The sequence below is a fragment of the Pseudomonas sp. OVF7 genome (assembly GCF_030644265.1).
In the GTDB taxonomy this organism is placed as follows: domain Bacteria; phylum Pseudomonadota; class Gammaproteobacteria; order Pseudomonadales; family Pseudomonadaceae; genus Aquipseudomonas; species Aquipseudomonas gorinensis.
In genome coordinates, this window is the sequence record NZ_CP128996.1 from 2,527,720 (window position 1) to 2,543,823 (window position 16,104).

A 16,104-nucleotide genomic window follows, 5' to 3' on the forward strand; every position below is an offset into this window, starting at 1 on the left:
ATGTCAGTCCTTCATCAGGCTATTGCTGTCCGGTCGCAAACGGCGCCAGACACAGATCGAGGCCATGACAGCCTCGACTTGAAATCGTATTCAGCAGGGACAAACTCAGTTAACCGCAAAACATCTTACTGTGGCGAGCGGGCTCGCCACAGTGGATGTTTTCGCAGCTACTGGGACTAGCCCGGTACGCGGCGGATTTTCGCGCCGAGCATCTGCAGTTTTTCTTCGATGCATTCGTAACCACGGTCGATGTGGTAGATGCGGTCGATCAGGGTGTCTCCTTCGGCGATCAGCGCCGAGATCACCAGGCTGGCCGAAGCGCGCAGGTCGGTGGCCATGACTGGCGCGCCCTTGAGCTTCTCGGTGCCGGTAACGATGGCCGTGTTGCCTTCGACCTGGATCTTCGCGCCCATGCGGTGCAGTTCGTACACGTGCATGAAGCGGTTTTCGAAGATGGTCTCGATCACTGCACCCGTGCCTTCGGCAATCGCGTTCAAGGAGATGAACTGCGCCTGCATGTCGGTTGGGAACGCCGGGTACGGAGCAGTACGCACGTTGACGGCTTTTGGCCGCTTGCCGTGCATGTTCAGCTCGATCCAGTCTTCACCGGTGGTGATTTCGGCACCGGCTTCGCGCAGTTTCTCCAGGACCGCTTCCAGGATGGTCGGATCGGTGTCCTTGACCTTGACGCGACCACCGGTGACGGCAGCAGCAACCAGGTAGGTACCGGTCTCGATGCGGTCCGGCATCACTTTGTAGGTGGCAGGGTGCAGGCGCTTCACACCGTCGATGGTGATGGTGTCGGTGCCGGCGCCGGTGATGTTGGCCCCCATGGCGATCAGGAAGTTGGCCAGGTCGACCACTTCAGGCTCGCGAGCGGCGTTTTGCAGCACACTGCGACCGTTGGCCAGGGCAGCGGCCATCATGATGTTCTCGGTACCGGTCACGCTGACGGTATCAAAGAAGAAGTTGGCGCCACGCAGGCCGCCTTCCGGCGCCTTGGCCTTGATGTAGCCACCCTCGACGTCGATGGTTGCGCCCATGGCTTCAAGGCCACGGATGTGCAGGTCCACCGGACGCGAGCCAATGGCGCAACCGCCAGGCAATGCGACTTCGGCTTCGCCGAAACGGGCAACCATCGGGCCCAGCACCAGGATCGACGCACGCATGGTTTTCACCAGTTCGTACGGGGCGATCAGGGTCTTGATGGTGCGCGGGTCGATTTCGACGGACAGCTTCTCGTCGATTACCGGCTCAATACCCATGCGACCAAACAGCTCGATCATGGTGGTGATGTCATGCAGGTGCGGCAGGTTGGCTACGGTTACGGGGCCATCGCACAGCAGGGTCGCGGCCAGGATCGGCAAGGCAGAGTTTTTCGCACCGGAAATGCGAATCTCGCCATCAAGGCGGGCACCGCCGGTAATAATCAATTTATCCATAAGAATCTCGACGCCTTGGGGGCTCAGGTGCGCTCGGCCCAGGCCGCGCGGCTGAAAAATTTCATAGTGACCGCGTGGATGCTGCCATCGGTGATCCACGGGTTCAAATGGGCATAGATCTGCTGTTGACGCTTGACCGGGCTGAGTGCCGCCAGTTCATCGCTAATCACGTTCAGCTGGAAGTTGCAGCCTTCGCCTTCAACTTCTACTTTCGTTTCCGGCAGCTTTCCTTCAAGGAAGCTCTTAACTTCTAGGGCCTGCATGCTCAACCTCTATCGGCGCCCAGTGCGCACGGGTCGCACATCATACAAAAAAGCCCCGCGCCTGCGAACCCCGCATAGCAGGACTCTGACGGGGGGCTTCTTTATTAAGGATGCGCCAACAGTTCGGTCAGACCGGAAACTTCGGCAATTTCACGCATGTCGTCGGGCAGCGCACGGATACTGACCGTTTTTTTCGCCGCCTCGGCATCACGTATAAAGCACAGCAGCAGCGATAAACCGACGCTGCTGGACTTGGTTACCGCCGAGCAGTCCAGCACCAGCGCAGGCGCGGTGCTCGCCTTGATCAGCGCCTGGCCCTGCTTGCGCAGGTCAGGCCCGGAGCGATAATCCAGCACGCCGCTGAGGAACAGCTCGCCGGCTTCGCCGATACGAACAGCCGACTCGGTCATTGCGCGGGTTTCCCGGCTGCTTTATCGGTTTCTTCCTTGGCCTTGGCCACTTCACCGGCCCAACCGTTGATGGTCTTGTCCAGGTCGTTGCCATTGCGCTGCATCGCGTCAGCGAACTGGTCGCGGAACAGCTTGCCAATGTTGATACCGTTGATGATCACGTTGCGCAGTTTCCACTCACCGTTAACCTTCTCCAGCGTGTACTGCACAGGGTAGATCGCACCGTTGCTGCCTTTGACGGTCATGCCAACGCTGGTGCGGTCACCCGACTCATCCTTGGCCGGATCGACAGTGATCCCCTGGTTGTTGTACTCCAGCAGGGCGTTGCCATAGAACTGGAACAGACCCTTCTTGAAGTTTTCCTGGAACGTCTGCATCTGCGCAGGCGTGGCCTTGCGCGAGTACTTGACCGTCATGATGCTGCGCGAAATGCCTTCGGCATCGACGACAGGGCCGACAATGGTATTGAGCGCGTCGTAGAACTTACTCGGGTCTTGCTTGTACTGCTCTTTATTGGCAGTCAGGTCAGCCAGCATTTTGCTGGTGGTGTCCTGCACCAGTTCGTGCGCAGAACCTGCCGCGTTAGCCATCAGCGGCAGCGCCGCAAGCAGTACCAGCAGGCCACGTCGCAAGGTAGAGATCATGAACAGGTTCCTCATTTGGCGTCTTTATTGACCGTATTGAGCAGGAATTTACCGATCAGGTCCTCAAGTACCAGCGACGACTGCGTGTCGTGGATGGTCGAGCCATCCTTGAGCAGGGCTGTTTCCCCGCCCACGCTGATACCGATGTACTTCTCGCCCAGCAGACCCGCAGTGAGGATAGATGCAGTGGAGTCAGTCGGCAGATTATCGACCTTCTTGTCCAGTTGCATGGTCACTCGCCCGGTGAAGCTGTCGCGGTCCAGATCGATTGCCGTGACCTTGCCGATAGTCACACCGGCCATGGTCACCTTAGCTCTGACAGTCAAACCGGCGATATTGTCGAAGTACGCGTAAAGTTTATAAGTATCGGCGGTAGGGCTGGCCGAAAGGCCACTGACTCGCAGGGCGAGCAACAGTAAAGCCAGGATGCCAGCCAGCAAGAAAAGGCCGACACCGATTTCCACAGTGCGGTTTTGCATCAGAAATCTCCAAACATCAAGGCGGTCAAAATGAAGTCAAGGCCCAGTACCGCCAGCGAGGCGTACACAACGGTCTTGGTGGTGGCACGACTGATCCCTTCTGAAGTGGGCTCACAGTCATAGCCTTGGAATACGGCGATCCAGGTCACGACAAAGGCGAAGACGATGCTCTTTATGATGCCGTTGAGCACGTCGCCGCTGAAGGTAACGCTGTTTTGCATATTGGCCCAGTAGGAGCCTTCGTAGACCCCCAGCCAATCCACCGCCACCCACGAACCGCCCCAGATACCCACCACACTGAAAATCATCGCCAGCAGCGGCAGGGAAATGAAGCCGGCCCACAGGCGCGGGGCAACAATGTACTTGAGCGGGTCCACGCCGATCATTTCCAGGCTGGACAACTGCTCGGTGGACTTCATGTTGCCGATTTCAGCGGTCAGCGCGGAACCGGCGCGCCCGGCGAACAGCAAGGCAGTCACCACCGGCCCCAGCTCGCGCAGCAGCGTCAGGGCGACCATCTGCCCGACCGCCTGCTCCGAGCCGTAGCTGGATAGGATGTTGAAGCCCTGCAACGCAAGCACCATGCCGATAAAGACCCCGGAGACCACGATAATCACCAGGGACATCACGCCGACGGAGTGCAGTTGCTTGATCAGCAAGCCAAAGCCGCCGCCGATGCCACCGCGGCCCAGCAAGGCGTGGAACAGGAAAATGGTCGAACGCCCCAGCACTTCGATGATGTCGATGCCGGAGCGGCCGAAAAGGCGAACCCTTTCGATAAGTGATGTCTTGCGCATCAGCGCTTCCCCAGAAGATCTGCGCGGTAGTCCGCTGCCGGAAAATGAAAAGGCACCGGGCCATCAGGATCGCCGGTCATGAATTGGCGGATACGCGGGTTGTCAGCGTTCATCAGCTCTTCAGGCGTGCCCTGCCCCAGCACCTGACCATCGCCGACGACATACAGGTAGTCGGCAATGCTCGCGGTTTCTGCAAGGTCGTGGGACACCACGATACTGGTGATCCCCAGCGCATCGTTGAGCAGGCGGATCAGGCGTACCAGCACGCCCATGGCGATCGGGTCCTGGCCAACGAAGGGCTCGTCGTACATGAGGATCTGCGGGTCAAGGGCGATGGCGCGCGCCAGGGCGACACGACGTTTCATGCCACCGGACAACTCGTCAGGCATCAGGTCGATGGCACCGCGAAGGCCCACGGCCTGCAGTTTCAGCAACACGATGTCACGAATCATTTCATCGGACAGCTGGGTATGCACTCGCAGCGGAAACGCCACGTTCTCGAAAACATCCAGGTCAGTGAACAGCGCACCACTCTGGAACAGCACACCCATGTGCTTGCGTGCGTCAAACAGCTCGCTACGCGACAGCGTCGGCAGGTTCTGGCCATTGACCCACACTTCGCCGGCATTGGGGCGCAGTTGCATGCCCATCAGCCGCAACAGGGTGGTCTTGCCGCAACCGGAAGGCCCCATGATGCCCGTGACCTTGCCACGGGGAATGCGAATATCGACGTTATTGAAGATGCTGCGCGTCCCGCGCTTGAAGGTAAGGCCCTTCAGCTCGACCGCGTAGGCGTTATCGGCACTCATCTAAACTCCTTGGGATGCAGCTTCTCACTCAGACACCGTATTGGCGACAAACGTTTGCACGATTGCGCGATATAGATAGACGTATGGGCTGGGTGAACCGAACTGGCGGCGAACTATATCACTGCTGGTACAACGCGCCCAAGGCCGGAAAAGCGCTTGTTCAGATTGGGGACAGGGAAAAAACGTTGCTGGCTATGTTACTGAGAGGGAATCTCATGCCACCCGCAGAATAAAGCCTGACGAACTTGCGTGAGGGAATTGCTCATTACCGTTATAATCGCCGACTTTTCGTCAGGCTATACGATTTCAGACATGAGCCAATCCAGCGATCTTATCCAATCCGCACAACGCACCATTCGCCTTGAGCTTGAAGCCGTAGAAGGCTTACTGGCCCATATCGATGCAGATTTCGTACGCGCCTGCGAGATGATTCTGGCCAGCAAGGGCCGCGTTGTCGTGGTAGGCATGGGCAAGTCCGGCCACGTCGGCAACAAGATCGCCGCGACACTGGCGAGCACCGGAACCACCGCTTTCTTCGTGCATCCGGCCGAAGCCAGCCATGGTGACATGGGCATGATCACCAAGGATGACATCATCCTGGCACTGTCCAATTCCGGCACCACCAACGAAATCGTGACCCTGCTGCCGCTGATCAAGCGCCTGGGCATCAAGATGATCAGCATCACCGGCAACCCGGAATCGACGCTGGCCAAGGCAGCCGAAGTGAACCTGAACGTTCACGTGACCCACGAGGCATGCCCCCTGAACCTGGCCCCCACGTCTTCCACCACCGCCGCCCTGGTCATGGGCGATGCGCTGGCCGTGGCGTTACTGGAAGCCCGTGGCTTTACTGCTGAAGATTTCGCGTTTTCCCACCCAGGGGGTGCCTTGGGCCGTCGCCTGCTGCTGAAAGTGGAAAACGTCATGCACTCCGGCGATGAGCTACCCCATGTCCAACGGGGCACGCTGCTCAAGGATGCGCTGATGGAAATGACCCGCAAAGGCCTGGGCATGACCGTGATCCTCGAAGCCGACGGGCGCCTGGCCGGAGTGTTCACCGACGGCGACTTGCGCCGCACGCTGGACCGCACCATCGACATCCACACCGCCACCATCGACGCGGTGATGACCCCCCATGGCAAGACCGCACGCCCCGAGATGCTTGCAGCCGAAGCGCTGAAGATCATGGAAGACCACAAGATCGGCGCGCTGGTGGTCGTCAATAACGATGACCGCCCGATTGGCGCCCTGAACATGCACGACTTGCTGCGTGCAGGAGTGATGTAAATGACCAGCGACCTATTGCAACGCGGCAAGCACATCAAGCTGGCGATTTTCGACGTTGACGGCGTGCTGACCGATGGCCGCCTGTACTTCCTCGAAGACGGCAGCGAATTCAAGACGTTCAACACCCTCGATGGCCAGGGCATCAAGATGTTGATGGCAGCGGGAGTGCAAACTGCCATTATTAGCGGCCGAAAAACGCCGGTTGTGGAACGCCGCGCACAAAACCTGGGGATTCCTCACCTGTATCAGGGCCGTGAGGATAAACTGGTGGTACTGGACGAGCTTCTTGGCCAACTCCACCTAAGCTATGAGCAGGTCGCCTATCTGGGCGACGACCTGCCCGACTTGCCGGTGATCCGCCGCGTGGGCCTGGGCATGGCCGTCGCCAATGCGGCGGCGTTTGTTCGCGAGCATGCCCACGGCATCACCACGGCCCGTGGCGGCGAAGGCGCCGCCCGTGAGTTCTGCGAGTTGATCCTGCGGGCCCAAGGCCGCCTCGAAGCGGCCCATGCCGCCTACCTATAGAGCGTTTTATGCTGAGTAAAAAGATTCGCAACTTCCTGCTATTCGCAGGCATCGCCGCGCTGTTCCTGGCGGTGGGCTACTGGAATATCAGCCCGGAGCGCTTTCTCGACCAGCCTGTTGCGCAGGTTGATGAAGGGGCTATCGACTATTACGCAACCAATGCCTATAGCGTGCAGTTCCTGCCCGATGGCAAGGTGCAATATGAAATGACGTCGGACAAGGTCGAGCACCTGAAGGCCTCCGAGGTCACCCTGCTGACCAATCCGGACATGAACCTGTACCGCGGCACCGAGTTCCCATGGCACGTCACCAGCAAGCGTGGCGAGGTCAACCCGGACGGTACCCAGGTGGAACTGATCGACTCGGTGCGCGTCGCACGTACTGACGCACAGAACCGCGACACCATTATTACCACCACACGCATGACCGTATTCCCACAGAAGCAATATGCGCAGACCGAGCAAGACGTTAGAATCGACGGCGCTGGCGGTGTATCGACTGGCAAGGGAATGAAAGCGTATTTGAAAGAAAGCAGGATACACCTGCTATCGAACGTAAGAGGACAGTATGAGGCTCGTTAAAACCCTCCCTATTTTGCTCGGTCTGGGCGCAGCACTGGGAAGCGTGAGCGCCTGGGCTCTGCCGAACGATAGCCAGCAACCGATCCACATCTCAGCTGACGATGCGCAACTGGATGACAAGCAAGGCGTCGCCACTTATACAGGCGGCGTGATCATTACCCAGGGCTCGATGAAAATCACCGGTAACACGGTGACACTGACTCGCACCCCCGCTGGCGACATCGACGTCGTGACTTCGGTGGGCAACCTGGCCTACTTCGAACAGAAGCAGGCCGCTACCGATACCGCCCCGATGAAGGGCTACGGCAAGACCATCCAGTATCACGCCCAGCAAAACCGCATCGTCCTGATCGACCAGGCCAAGGTGCTCAGCCCCGATGGCAACTCCACCGAAGGCGAGAAGATCACCTATGACACCGTGAAGCAGGTCGCCAATGCCGGCCGGGCCAACGGCAGCAAGGTCACTGCGCCACGCCCACGTATCGACATGGTTATCCAGCCGAAGAAGAAGGCCGAGTAATGGCAACCCTGAAAGCCCAGCATCTGGCCAAGGCCTATAAAAGCCGTCAGGTCGTGCGCGACGTCAGCCTGTCGATCGACAGCGGCCAGATCGTCGGCCTGCTCGGCCCCAACGGCGCCGGCAAGACCACCTGCTTCTATATGATCGTCGGCCTGGTGCAGGCGGACCAAGGTCGCGTACTGATCGATGACCTGGACGTCAGCCACCAGCCGATGCATGGCCGTGCACGCGCAGGTATTGGGTATCTTCCCCAGGAAGCGTCGATCTTCCGCAAACTCTCGGTGGCCGACAACATCATGGCCATCCTCGAGACCCGCAAGGAACTCGACCGCGACGGCCGCCGCAAAGAGCTGGAAAGCCTGCTGCAGGAATTCCACATCAACCACATTCGCGACAATCTCGGCATGAGCCTGTCCGGTGGTGAGCGTCGTCGCGTTGAAATTGCCCGCGCCCTGGCGACCGCGCCGAAATTCATCCTGCTGGACGAACCGTTTGCCGGCGTGGACCCCATCTCGGTGGGTGACATCAAGCAGATCATCCATCACCTCAAGGCCAAGGGCATCGGTGTACTGATCACCGACCACAACGTCCGTGAGACCCTGGATATCTGCGAAACAGCTTACATCGTCAACGATGGCCAGCTGATTGCCGAAGGTGACTCCGCCACTATCCTGGCCAACGAACTGGTCAAGGAAGTGTACCTGGGCCACGAGTTCCGCCTGTAAGCAGCCTGGCGTCACGGCCGTTGGCCACGGTGCGCGGGAGTCAATAAAAACCTCCGGATTTTTATTGTTACCGCGCTCTAGGCAAAGCCCCCGATATCAGGCATATAATTTGCTTATGTTTGGCGCTCACGCGCCCTGTCGTGGATGGCGCATTGCGCCGGCGAATAAGGTGTTAAGCCCCTGCCATGAAACCATCGCTAGTCCTGAGAATGGGCCAGCAGCTGACGATGACACCGCAGCTGCAACAGGCCATCCGCCTGCTCCAATTGTCGACCCTGGACCTGCAACAGGAAATCCAGGAGGCCCTGGAGTCCAATCCGATGCTCGAACGCCAGGAAGAAGGCGACGACTTCGACAATGCAGACCCGCTGGCCGACAACATCGAGCAAAAACCCAACCCCGATGTGCAGGAACCCTCCTACCAGGAAACCGCCCCGACGGTGGATAACCTCGAGGAAGGCGACTGGAACGAACGCATACCCAACGAGCTGCCCGTGGACACCGCCTGGGAAGACGTCTACCAGACCAGCGCCAGCAGCCTGCCCAGCAACGATGATGACGAGTGGGACTTCACCACCCGCACGTCCGCCGGCGAGAGCCTGCAGAGCCACCTGTTGTGGCAATTGAACCTCGCGCCGATGTCCGACACCGATCGCCTGATCGCCGTGACCCTGATCGACTGCATCAACAACCAGGGTTACCTGGACGAAACGCTCGACGAGATTCTTGAAGCCTTCGATCCGGAACTGGATATCGAACTGGACGAGATCGAAGCCGTCCTGCACCGCATCCAGCAATTCGAGCCCGCCGGCATTGGCGCGCGCACCCTCAGCGAGTGCCTGCTGCTGCAACTGCGTCAACTGCCTGCCAAGACGCCTTGGCTTGCCGAAGCCCAACGCCTGGTCACGGACTACATCGACCTGCTGGGCAGCCGCGACTATAGCCAGTTGATGCGCCGTATGAAGCTCAAGGAAGACGACCTGCGCCAGGTGATCGAGCTGGTACAGAGCCTCAACCCTCGCCCGGGCTCGCAGATCGAGTCCAGCGAAGCCGAATACGTCGTCCCCGACGTGATCGTACGCAAGGACAACGAGCGCTGGCTGGTGGAACTGAACCAGGAGTCGGTACCGCGCCTGCGGGTCAATCCGCAATATGCCGGTTTTGTGCGTCGCGCCGACACCAGCGCCGACAACACCTTCATGCGCAACCAGTTGCAGGAAGCGCGCTGGTTCATCAAGAGCCTGCAAAGCCGCAACGAAACCCTGATGAAAGTCGCCACCCAGATCGTCGAGCACCAGCGTGGCTTCCTGGAATACGGCGACGAAGCGATGAAGCCTCTGGTGCTGCATGACATCGCCGAAGCGGTTGGCATGCATGAGTCAACGATTTCCCGGGTGACCACGCAAAAATTCATGCATACCCCACGGGGCATATATGAGCTGAAATACTTTTTCTCCAGCCATGTCAGCACCTCCGAAGGCGGCGAATGCTCGTCCACGGCGATCCGCGCGATCATCAAAAAACTGGTTGCGGCGGAAAATCAGAAAAAGCCGTTGAGTGACAGCAAGATCGCTGGTTTACTGGAGGCACAAGGCATTCAGGTCGCCCGTCGAACCGTCGCCAAGTACCGCGAGTCCCTTGGGATCGCGCCTTCCAGCGAGCGTAAGCGTTTGATGTGACGGGCGGGCCACAGCGTTCCAGTGGCGGGTATTCCTACCCGCCGCTTTATGCACTGGCAACGAAGGAGAAGCTGTATGCAAGTCAACATCAGTGGACACCAACTGGAAGTGACCGAACCGCTGCGCGCCTATATCGGCGAAAAACTCAAAAGAATTGAGGGGCATTTCGACAAGATCACCAACGTGCAAGTCATTATGACTGTCGAAAAGCTGAAGCAGAAAATTGAAGCCACCTTGCGTATACCCGGCGGAGAAGTCGTCGCCAATGCCGAGCATACTGATATGTATGCCGCCATTGACGACCTGACCGACAAACTGGATCGCCAAATCAAAAAGCATAAGGAAAAGCAGTTGAGCCTCCTTCAGGGCACCGGCCGCTAACACTCCCCACCCATGATCCGACTTGAAACCATCCTGACCCCCGGCCGTTCCCTCGTGAACGCGCCGGGCGGCAGCAAGAAGAAAGCCCTCGAACAAATTGCCAACCTGATCAGCCGAGAAGTGCCTGATCTGGAGATGCAAGATGTCTTTGAGGCTCTGATTGCCCGTGAAAAACTCGGTTCCACCGGTTTTGGCAACGGCATCGCCATTCCTCACTGCCGCCTCAAAGGCTGCGACACACCTGTCAGCGCCCTGCTGCACTTGGACGCGCCTATCGATTTCGACGCGATCGACGGTGCCCCGGTAGACCTGCTGTTTGTTCTGCTGGTCCCACAGGCCGCCACCGATGCGCACCTGGAACTGCTTCGGCAGATCGCAAGCATGCTCGACCGCAAGGACGTACGCGACAAACTGCGCAGTGCCAGCAGCAACGAGGCACTGTACCAAGTTGTCCTGGATGAGCAAAACGGGCAGTAATCATGCGTTTGATCATCGTCAGCGGCCGCTCTGGCTCGGGTAAAAGTACCGCCCTCAACGTTCTTGAGGACAACGGTTTCTATTGCATCGACAACCTGCCCGCCGGGCTGCTGCCGGAGTTGGCGGAACGCGCCCTGATCCACACCGAATTGGCGCAGCCCCTGGTCGCCGTTTCGATTGATGCCCGCAACCTGCCCAGCCACCTTACGCGCTTCCCGGAATTGCTCGAAGAGGTGCGCGCCAAGCACATTCATTGCGATGTGCTGTATCTGGACGCCGACGAAGAAACCCTGCTCAAGCGCTTCTCCGAGACCCGTCGACGCCACCCTCTCAGCAGCCCCCATCGTTCCCTGGCCGAAGCCATCGAGGACGAAACCAAGTTGCTGGGGCCGATCATTGACCTCGCCGACCTCAAGATCAACACCACCAGCCTCAACCTGTACCAGTTACGCGATGCCATCAAGCTACGCCTGCTGAACCAGCCAGAGCCTGGCACGGCATTTCTGGTCGAGTCCTTTGGCTTCAAGCGTGGCATGCCGGTGGATGCCGACCTGGTCTTCGATGTGCGCTGCCTGCCCAACCCCTACTGGAAACCAGAGCTGCGTGACCAGTCGGGGCTGGATCAGCCAGTGGCCGACTACCTGGCCGCACAACCGGATGTGGAGGAGATGTTCCAGGACATCTCCAGCTACCTGCTCAAATGGTTGCCGCGCTTTGCCGCGAGCAACCGAGCCTATGTCACCATTGCCATCGGCTGCACCGGCGGCCACCATCGCTCCGTCTACCTGACCGAACGCCTGGGCCAGGTGCTGCAAAAAACCCTCAAGAATGTCCAGGTCCGCCACCGCGACCTCAGCTGAAAGGAACACCTGCGCGATGCCCGCTCTGGAAATTGAAATCATCAACAAGCTGGGCCTGCACGCACGCGCCTCTGCCAAATTCGTCGGTATTGCCGGGAAGTTCCCTTGCCAGATCCGCGCCGGGCGCACACCGGAGACCATGGTCGATGGCAAAAGCATCATGGCGATGATGATGTTGGCAGCCGGCAAGGGCACCAAGATTCATTTGAGCACCGAGGGCGAGCAAGAGCAGGAAGCAATGGAGGCCCTGGTGGAGCTGATCAACAACTTCTTTGATGAGGGTGAGTAAAACCATCCGCTGAGGCGGGCGTGAAGCCAGGGGCTTCACCCCAAGGCGGTATCCATCACCATCATCAAGCAAAAACCGCTACATAGCCCCAGGCTGGCAAGCTTTTCGTGGCCATTACGCCGCGATTCGGGGATCACTTCATGAGTCACCACCAGCAACATCGCCCCGGCAGCCAACGCCAGGCCAAGCGGCAACAGCACCTCGGCCAGGGTCACCAGCCAGGCGCAAAGCACGGCGAACACTGGCTCTACCAAGCCTGACGCCGCACCGATCAGGAAGGCCTTGACCCGCGACATCCCCGCCCCGGCCAATACCAACGCAATCACCAACCCTTCCGGCACATCCTGCAAGGCAATGCCCATGGCCAGGCTGTCGGCATCCGGCATGCCGCCGCCGGCTGAAACGCCAACGGCCATGCCTTCGGGGATGTTGTGGGCGATGATGGCAAACACAAACAGCCAGATGCGCGGTGGAATCACCGGTTTATCCGGCGTGCCCACCAACATCTCCGGGCTGGCGCCGGAGACTTTGCGGTCCACCAGATACAAACCGAATGCCCCCAGCATGATGCCGAAGCTGATCAGCCCACCTGCCCCCCAGGGCGAAAGGCCAAGGGCTTCGGCAGCAGCAATACCAGGTACGACCAGCGAAAAGGCAGTCGCCGCCAGCATCACGCCGGCACCGAAGCCCAACAAGGTATCGCTCAACGCCACCGGCATCCGACGAATCACCAATACCGGAACCGCCCCCAGCGCCGTGCCAAGCGCGCAAATCGCCCCGCCTTGCAAGGCGCGCATGATGCGCGGCTCCAGATCCAGCCAGGCCAGCCCGTGGGCCACCAGCAATGCAGTACCTGCCAATAGCAGCAGCGAGCCAAACGCATAACGAAACATTCGCACGCTACTGATCGCCAGTGTTTCAGTGCCCATAGTCGGCCTTAGATCTTGTTATCGAGGTGACTGTCAGGCCAGCGCGGCCTGATAGCGTGCAGCAACTTCCGGCCAGTTAATGACACTGTAGAAGGCATTGATGTATTCAGGCCGACGGTTCTGGTACCGCAGGTAATAAGCATGCTCCCAGACGTCCAGGCCGAGGATCGGCGTATTGCCATTCATCAGTGGGCTGTCCTGGTTGCCGCTGCTTTCCACTATCAGAGTCTTTTGCGGGGTGACGCTCAGCCAGGCCCAGCCGCTGCCGAAACGGGTCAAGGCGGCTTTGGTGAAGGCTTCCTTGAAACTGTCGAAACCACCGAGTTGCTCTTCAATGGCTTTTCCCAGCGCGCCATCGGGCTTGCCACCACCTTTAGGCGACATCACCGCCCAGAACAGTGAGTGGTTGGCGTGGCCGCCGCCTTGGTTGATTACGGCCACACGCAGTTTTTCCGGCAGTTGCTGCACGCTGGACACCAGTTTCTCCACCGGCCAGCCCGCAAATTCGGTGCCCTCGACCGCAGCATTGAGGTTATTGATGTAGGTTTGGTGGTGCTTGGTGTAGTGAATCTCCATGGTTTGCGCATCGATATGCGGTTCCAGGGCATCGTAGGCATAGGGCAAGGCAGGCAAGGTGTAGGGCATATCAATGTGCTCCGTATTGAGACGTGGTCGGCTGCACGGCAGTACCGCCCAGTAAGCGATGGGTGCGCGGGTACTCACCGTGATCACTGATAAAATTCAACAACTCGACGTAAGTCTTGCTGCTCTGGCGCAAGGCCGCTTCGCGCAGTTGCGGGCTCAGACGCACGTCCTGCATGGCCTGCAGCAAGCGCTGGTGAATAGCACAGAGGTATTCGGCGCTTTCCTCGGGCTGATTCAGGCGCAGGTGCAAGTCCGCCAGGTTGTGATGGGAAATGACGCAAGCCGCTACTGCTTCGTCGGCGTTCGCCCAGCGCTCGAACAGCACTTGGGCCAGGGCCAGGGCTTGCAGATAGGCCTCGCGAGCGTCAACCAATTCGCCCTGCATAAAGCAGCGATTGGCCCGTTCGATCGTGCGTTTCCAGTGCTCCATGGTGAGCCTCCAAAGCAGGGTCGGTGATTACACGCCGCCGGCCGTGAGTTTTTCCGGATCCAACAGGACTTCCAGTTGGCTACGGGGCAAGTCGGTGTGCTCAAGGGCCACATCAATCACCGCACGGCCTTGCTGATAGGCCTTCTTGGCGATTTCAGCAGCCTTTTGGTAACCAATGATCGGGTTGAGTGCAGTCACCAGGATCGGATTGCGCGACAGCGCTTCCTTGAGCTTGGCTTCGTTGACCTTGAAGCTGGCGATCGCCTTGTCCGCCAGCAGGCGGCTGGCGTTGGCCAGGAGCTCCAGGCTGCTGAGTAGATTCTGGGCAATGATCGGCAGCATCACGTTCAGCTCGAAGTTGCCGGATTGGCCGGCAACCGTGATGACGGTGTCATTGCCGATGACTTGCGCGGCAACCATCGCCGTGGCCTCCGGGATCACCGGGTTGACCTTGCCGGGCATGATTGAGGAACCAGGCTGCAAGCCTTCCAGTTCGATTTCGCCGAGGCCGGCCAGTGGGCCGGAGTTCATCCAGCGCAGGTCGTTGGCAATTTTCATCAACGATACGGCGGTGGCTTTCAATTGGCCGGAGACGGCAACCGCGGTGTCCTGAGAGCCGATCAGCGCAAACAGGTTCTTGCCAGGCGTGAACTGCACCTGGGTCAATTGGCTCAGTCGCTGGCTGAAACGTGCAGCAAACTCCGGGTGAGCGTTGATCCCGGTGCCCACTGCCGTCCCTCCCTGCGCCAGCGCCTGCAGACTTGGCAGCAGGTCCTGCAGGTGGCCGATATTGGCCTTGAGCTGCTGCGCCCAACCGTCAAGCACCTGACTCATGCGCACGGGCATGGCGTCCATCAGATGGGTGCGGCCAGTCTTGATGAACGGGTGCACTTGTGTGGCCTTCTGCTCGATGACCTGTACCAGGTGCAGCAGGGCCGGCAGGGTTTGCTCATGCAGCACCAACGCCGCGCTGACGTGAATGGTGGTGGGGATGATGTCGTTGCTGCTTTGGCCACAGTTCACATGATCGTTGGGGTTGACCACCTCGCCCAGCAGACGGCTGGCCAGGGTCGCAATGACTTCGTTGGCGTTCATGTTGGAGCTGGTGCCGGAACCGGTCTGGAAAATATCCACAGGGAAGTGCTGCATGAAGTCCCCTTCCAGCAAGCCTTGGGCGGCGTCGACAATGGCCTTGCCCTGCCCTTCGCTGATCTGCTTGAGGTCGACGTTGACCTTGGCGGCCGCGATCTTGGCCAGGATCAGCGCACGAACGAATTGCGCCGGCATACGTTGGTGGCTGATCGGGAAGTTATTCACCGCGCGCTGGGTTTGTGCGCCGTACAGGGCCTCGGCGGGGACTTGCAGTTCGCCCATGCTGTCGCGTTCGATACGGGTGTTACTCATCATTAGATCCTTGCACTAGGTCGGAATGAGAAATAGACGGCAGCAATTCGCAGGTCGCCAATTGCCAGGCAAAGGTCTGCCAGCGCTTGAGGCGGCAGGCACAGTGGGAGAGTTTTTCCAGGTCGCGCAGCGGTCGCCAGGCTTGGTCCAGGCACATTGAGCGCCAGTGCCACGGCAGTGCGATATCAGTGGCGGTATCGATCAGCAGGCGAAATGCCGTTTCGGCGATCGTCCACGGGTGGGTCGCGGTACAACACGCCAAGTATCGACCTTCATTGAGGTAATGCTCGATCAGGCGAGGTTCATTGGGATCAAGGCCACAACGAATCTGGCGACTCATCCAGCGCCAGCTCTCCAGATAGGGATCCTCATGCAGGACAGTACTCATGATCCGCACTCGCTCAATAATGATATTCATTATTAAATGATATTGAGAATCAAAACAAGGTCACCCTTCCCATCCTTCAACCATGCGCCCACAAAAAAGGCGCGCCATCTCCAGGATGGCGCGCCTTTTTTGTGAAGCGT

At 59.1% G+C, this 16,104-nt stretch carries 22 protein-coding genes; 10 read left to right on the forward strand and 12 right to left on the reverse strand.

The features are described 5' to 3' along the window. Positions 1-176 precede the first annotated feature (176 nt). The 7 genes from murA to QU606_RS11550 all read right to left on the reverse strand — a co-directional run bounded on the left by murA (position 177) and on the right by QU606_RS11550 (position 4,844). Positions 177-1,442 (reverse strand): UDP-N-acetylglucosamine 1-carboxyvinyltransferase, encoded by a 1,266-nt coding sequence (gene murA / locus QU606_RS11520; RefSeq protein ID WP_024073479.1) that lies wholly within the window; start codon positions 1,440-1,442, stop codon positions 177-179. 23 nt (positions 1,443-1,465) lie between these two features. After that, the gene (locus QU606_RS11525) at positions 1,466-1,705 is read right to left on the reverse strand and encodes a BolA family protein (protein WP_024073478.1); all 240 of its coding nucleotides are present in this window, start codon (positions 1,703-1,705) and stop codon (positions 1,466-1,468) included. A gap of 104 nt (positions 1,706-1,809) precedes the next feature. After that, positions 1,810-2,115, reverse strand: a complete 306-nt coding sequence (locus QU606_RS11530) for a lipid asymmetry maintenance protein MlaB (protein WP_024073477.1) — start codon at positions 2,113-2,115, stop codon at positions 1,810-1,812. Beyond that, complete coding sequence (locus QU606_RS11535) at positions 2,112-2,759, reverse strand: phospholipid-binding protein MlaC (protein ID WP_041161099.1); 648 nt, start codon at positions 2,757-2,759, stop codon at positions 2,112-2,114. The genes QU606_RS11530 and QU606_RS11535 overlap by 4 nt, the downstream gene beginning before the upstream one ends. A gap of 11 nt (positions 2,760-2,770) precedes the next feature. Further along, positions 2,771-3,238 carry an outer membrane lipid asymmetry maintenance protein MlaD gene (gene mlaD / locus QU606_RS11540; RefSeq protein WP_017845975.1) on the reverse strand — a complete coding sequence of 156 codons (468 nt, stop codon included), beginning with the start codon at positions 3,236-3,238 and terminating at the stop codon, positions 2,771-2,773. Further along, positions 3,238-4,035, reverse strand: coding sequence for a lipid asymmetry maintenance ABC transporter permease subunit MlaE (mlaE, locus tag QU606_RS11545; protein WP_024073475.1), 798 nt, complete (start codon positions 4,033-4,035; stop codon positions 3,238-3,240). The genes mlaD and mlaE overlap by 1 nt, the downstream gene beginning before the upstream one ends. After that, positions 4,035-4,844 carry an ATP-binding cassette domain-containing protein gene (locus QU606_RS11550; protein ID WP_024073474.1) on the reverse strand — a complete coding sequence of 270 codons (810 nt, stop codon included), beginning with the start codon at positions 4,842-4,844 and terminating at the stop codon, positions 4,035-4,037. Before QU606_RS11550 ends, mlaE begins: the two co-directional genes overlap by 1 nt. A 312-nt stretch (positions 4,845-5,156) precedes the next feature. On the opposite strand from QU606_RS11550, the gene QU606_RS11555 reads away from it, so the two are divergent. The 10 genes from QU606_RS11555 to QU606_RS11600 all read left to right on the forward strand — a co-directional run bounded on the left by QU606_RS11555 (position 5,157) and on the right by QU606_RS11600 (position 12,168). Further along, positions 5,157-6,131, forward strand: a complete 975-nt coding sequence (locus QU606_RS11555; RefSeq protein ID WP_024073473.1) for a KpsF/GutQ family sugar-phosphate isomerase — start codon at positions 5,157-5,159, stop codon at positions 6,129-6,131. Then, positions 6,132-6,656: an HAD family hydrolase gene (locus QU606_RS11560; RefSeq protein ID WP_069075269.1), complete on the forward strand. Its 525-nt coding sequence runs from the start codon at positions 6,132-6,134 to the stop codon at positions 6,654-6,656. It abuts the gene before it with no gap. A gap of 8 nt (positions 6,657-6,664) precedes the next feature. Continuing rightward, positions 6,665-7,237: an LPS export ABC transporter periplasmic protein LptC gene (gene lptC, locus QU606_RS11565; RefSeq protein WP_024073471.1), complete on the forward strand. Its 573-nt coding sequence runs from the start codon at positions 6,665-6,667 to the stop codon at positions 7,235-7,237. Further along, positions 7,224-7,757, forward strand: a complete 534-nt coding sequence (lptA, locus tag QU606_RS11570) for a lipopolysaccharide transport periplasmic protein LptA (RefSeq protein ID WP_024073470.1) — start codon at positions 7,224-7,226, stop codon at positions 7,755-7,757. Before lptC ends, lptA begins: the two co-directional genes overlap by 14 nt. Beyond that, positions 7,757-8,482 carry an LPS export ABC transporter ATP-binding protein gene (lptB, locus tag QU606_RS11575; RefSeq protein WP_003171806.1) on the forward strand — a complete coding sequence of 242 codons (726 nt, stop codon included), beginning with the start codon at positions 7,757-7,759 and terminating at the stop codon, positions 8,480-8,482. Before lptA ends, lptB begins: the two co-directional genes overlap by 1 nt. A gap of 185 nt (positions 8,483-8,667) precedes the next feature. Then, positions 8,668-10,161 (forward strand): RNA polymerase factor sigma-54, encoded by a 1,494-nt coding sequence (locus tag QU606_RS11580; RefSeq protein ID WP_024073469.1) that lies wholly within the window; start codon positions 8,668-8,670, stop codon positions 10,159-10,161. Between the two features lie 75 nt (positions 10,162-10,236). Beyond that, complete coding sequence (hpf, locus tag QU606_RS11585) at positions 10,237-10,542, forward strand: ribosome hibernation-promoting factor, HPF/YfiA family (protein WP_024073468.1); 306 nt, start codon at positions 10,237-10,239, stop codon at positions 10,540-10,542. A 12-nt stretch (positions 10,543-10,554) separates the two neighbouring features. Continuing rightward, positions 10,555-11,019, forward strand: coding sequence for a PTS IIA-like nitrogen regulatory protein PtsN (ptsN, locus tag QU606_RS11590; RefSeq protein WP_024073467.1), 465 nt, complete (start codon positions 10,555-10,557; stop codon positions 11,017-11,019). A gap of 2 nt (positions 11,020-11,021) precedes the next feature. After that, positions 11,022-11,879, forward strand: a complete 858-nt coding sequence (gene rapZ / locus QU606_RS11595) for an RNase adapter RapZ (protein WP_024073466.1) — start codon at positions 11,022-11,024, stop codon at positions 11,877-11,879. 16 nt (positions 11,880-11,895) lie between these two features. Next, positions 11,896-12,168, forward strand: a complete 273-nt coding sequence (locus QU606_RS11600) for an HPr family phosphocarrier protein (RefSeq protein WP_024073465.1) — start codon at positions 11,896-11,898, stop codon at positions 12,166-12,168. Between the two features lie 35 nt (positions 12,169-12,203). On the opposite strand, the gene QU606_RS11605 is transcribed toward QU606_RS11600, so the two are convergent. From QU606_RS11605 to QU606_RS11625, 5 genes are read right to left on the reverse strand one after another with little or no spacing between them, the layout of a single operon-like run. After that, the gene (locus tag QU606_RS11605) at positions 12,204-13,097 is read right to left on the reverse strand and encodes a ZIP family metal transporter (protein ID WP_069075266.1); all 894 of its coding nucleotides are present in this window, start codon (positions 13,095-13,097) and stop codon (positions 12,204-12,206) included. A 33-nt stretch (positions 13,098-13,130) separates the two neighbouring features. Beyond that, positions 13,131-13,742 (reverse strand): superoxide dismutase, encoded by a 612-nt coding sequence (locus tag QU606_RS11610; protein WP_102625288.1) that lies wholly within the window; start codon positions 13,740-13,742, stop codon positions 13,131-13,133. A gap of 1 nt (position 13,743) precedes the next feature. After that, a complete protein-coding gene (locus QU606_RS11615) occupies positions 13,744-14,172 on the reverse strand; it encodes a hypothetical protein (RefSeq protein ID WP_024073462.1) in 429 nt (142 codons plus the stop codon). A gap of 27 nt (positions 14,173-14,199) precedes the next feature. Then, positions 14,200-15,576 (reverse strand): lyase family protein, encoded by a 1,377-nt coding sequence (locus tag QU606_RS11620; RefSeq protein WP_168232445.1) that lies wholly within the window; start codon positions 15,574-15,576, stop codon positions 14,200-14,202. Then, positions 15,569-15,964, reverse strand: coding sequence for a hypothetical protein (locus QU606_RS11625; protein ID WP_024073460.1), 396 nt, complete (start codon positions 15,962-15,964; stop codon positions 15,569-15,571). Before QU606_RS11625 ends, QU606_RS11620 begins: the two co-directional genes overlap by 8 nt. Positions 15,965-16,104 lie beyond the last annotated feature (140 nt).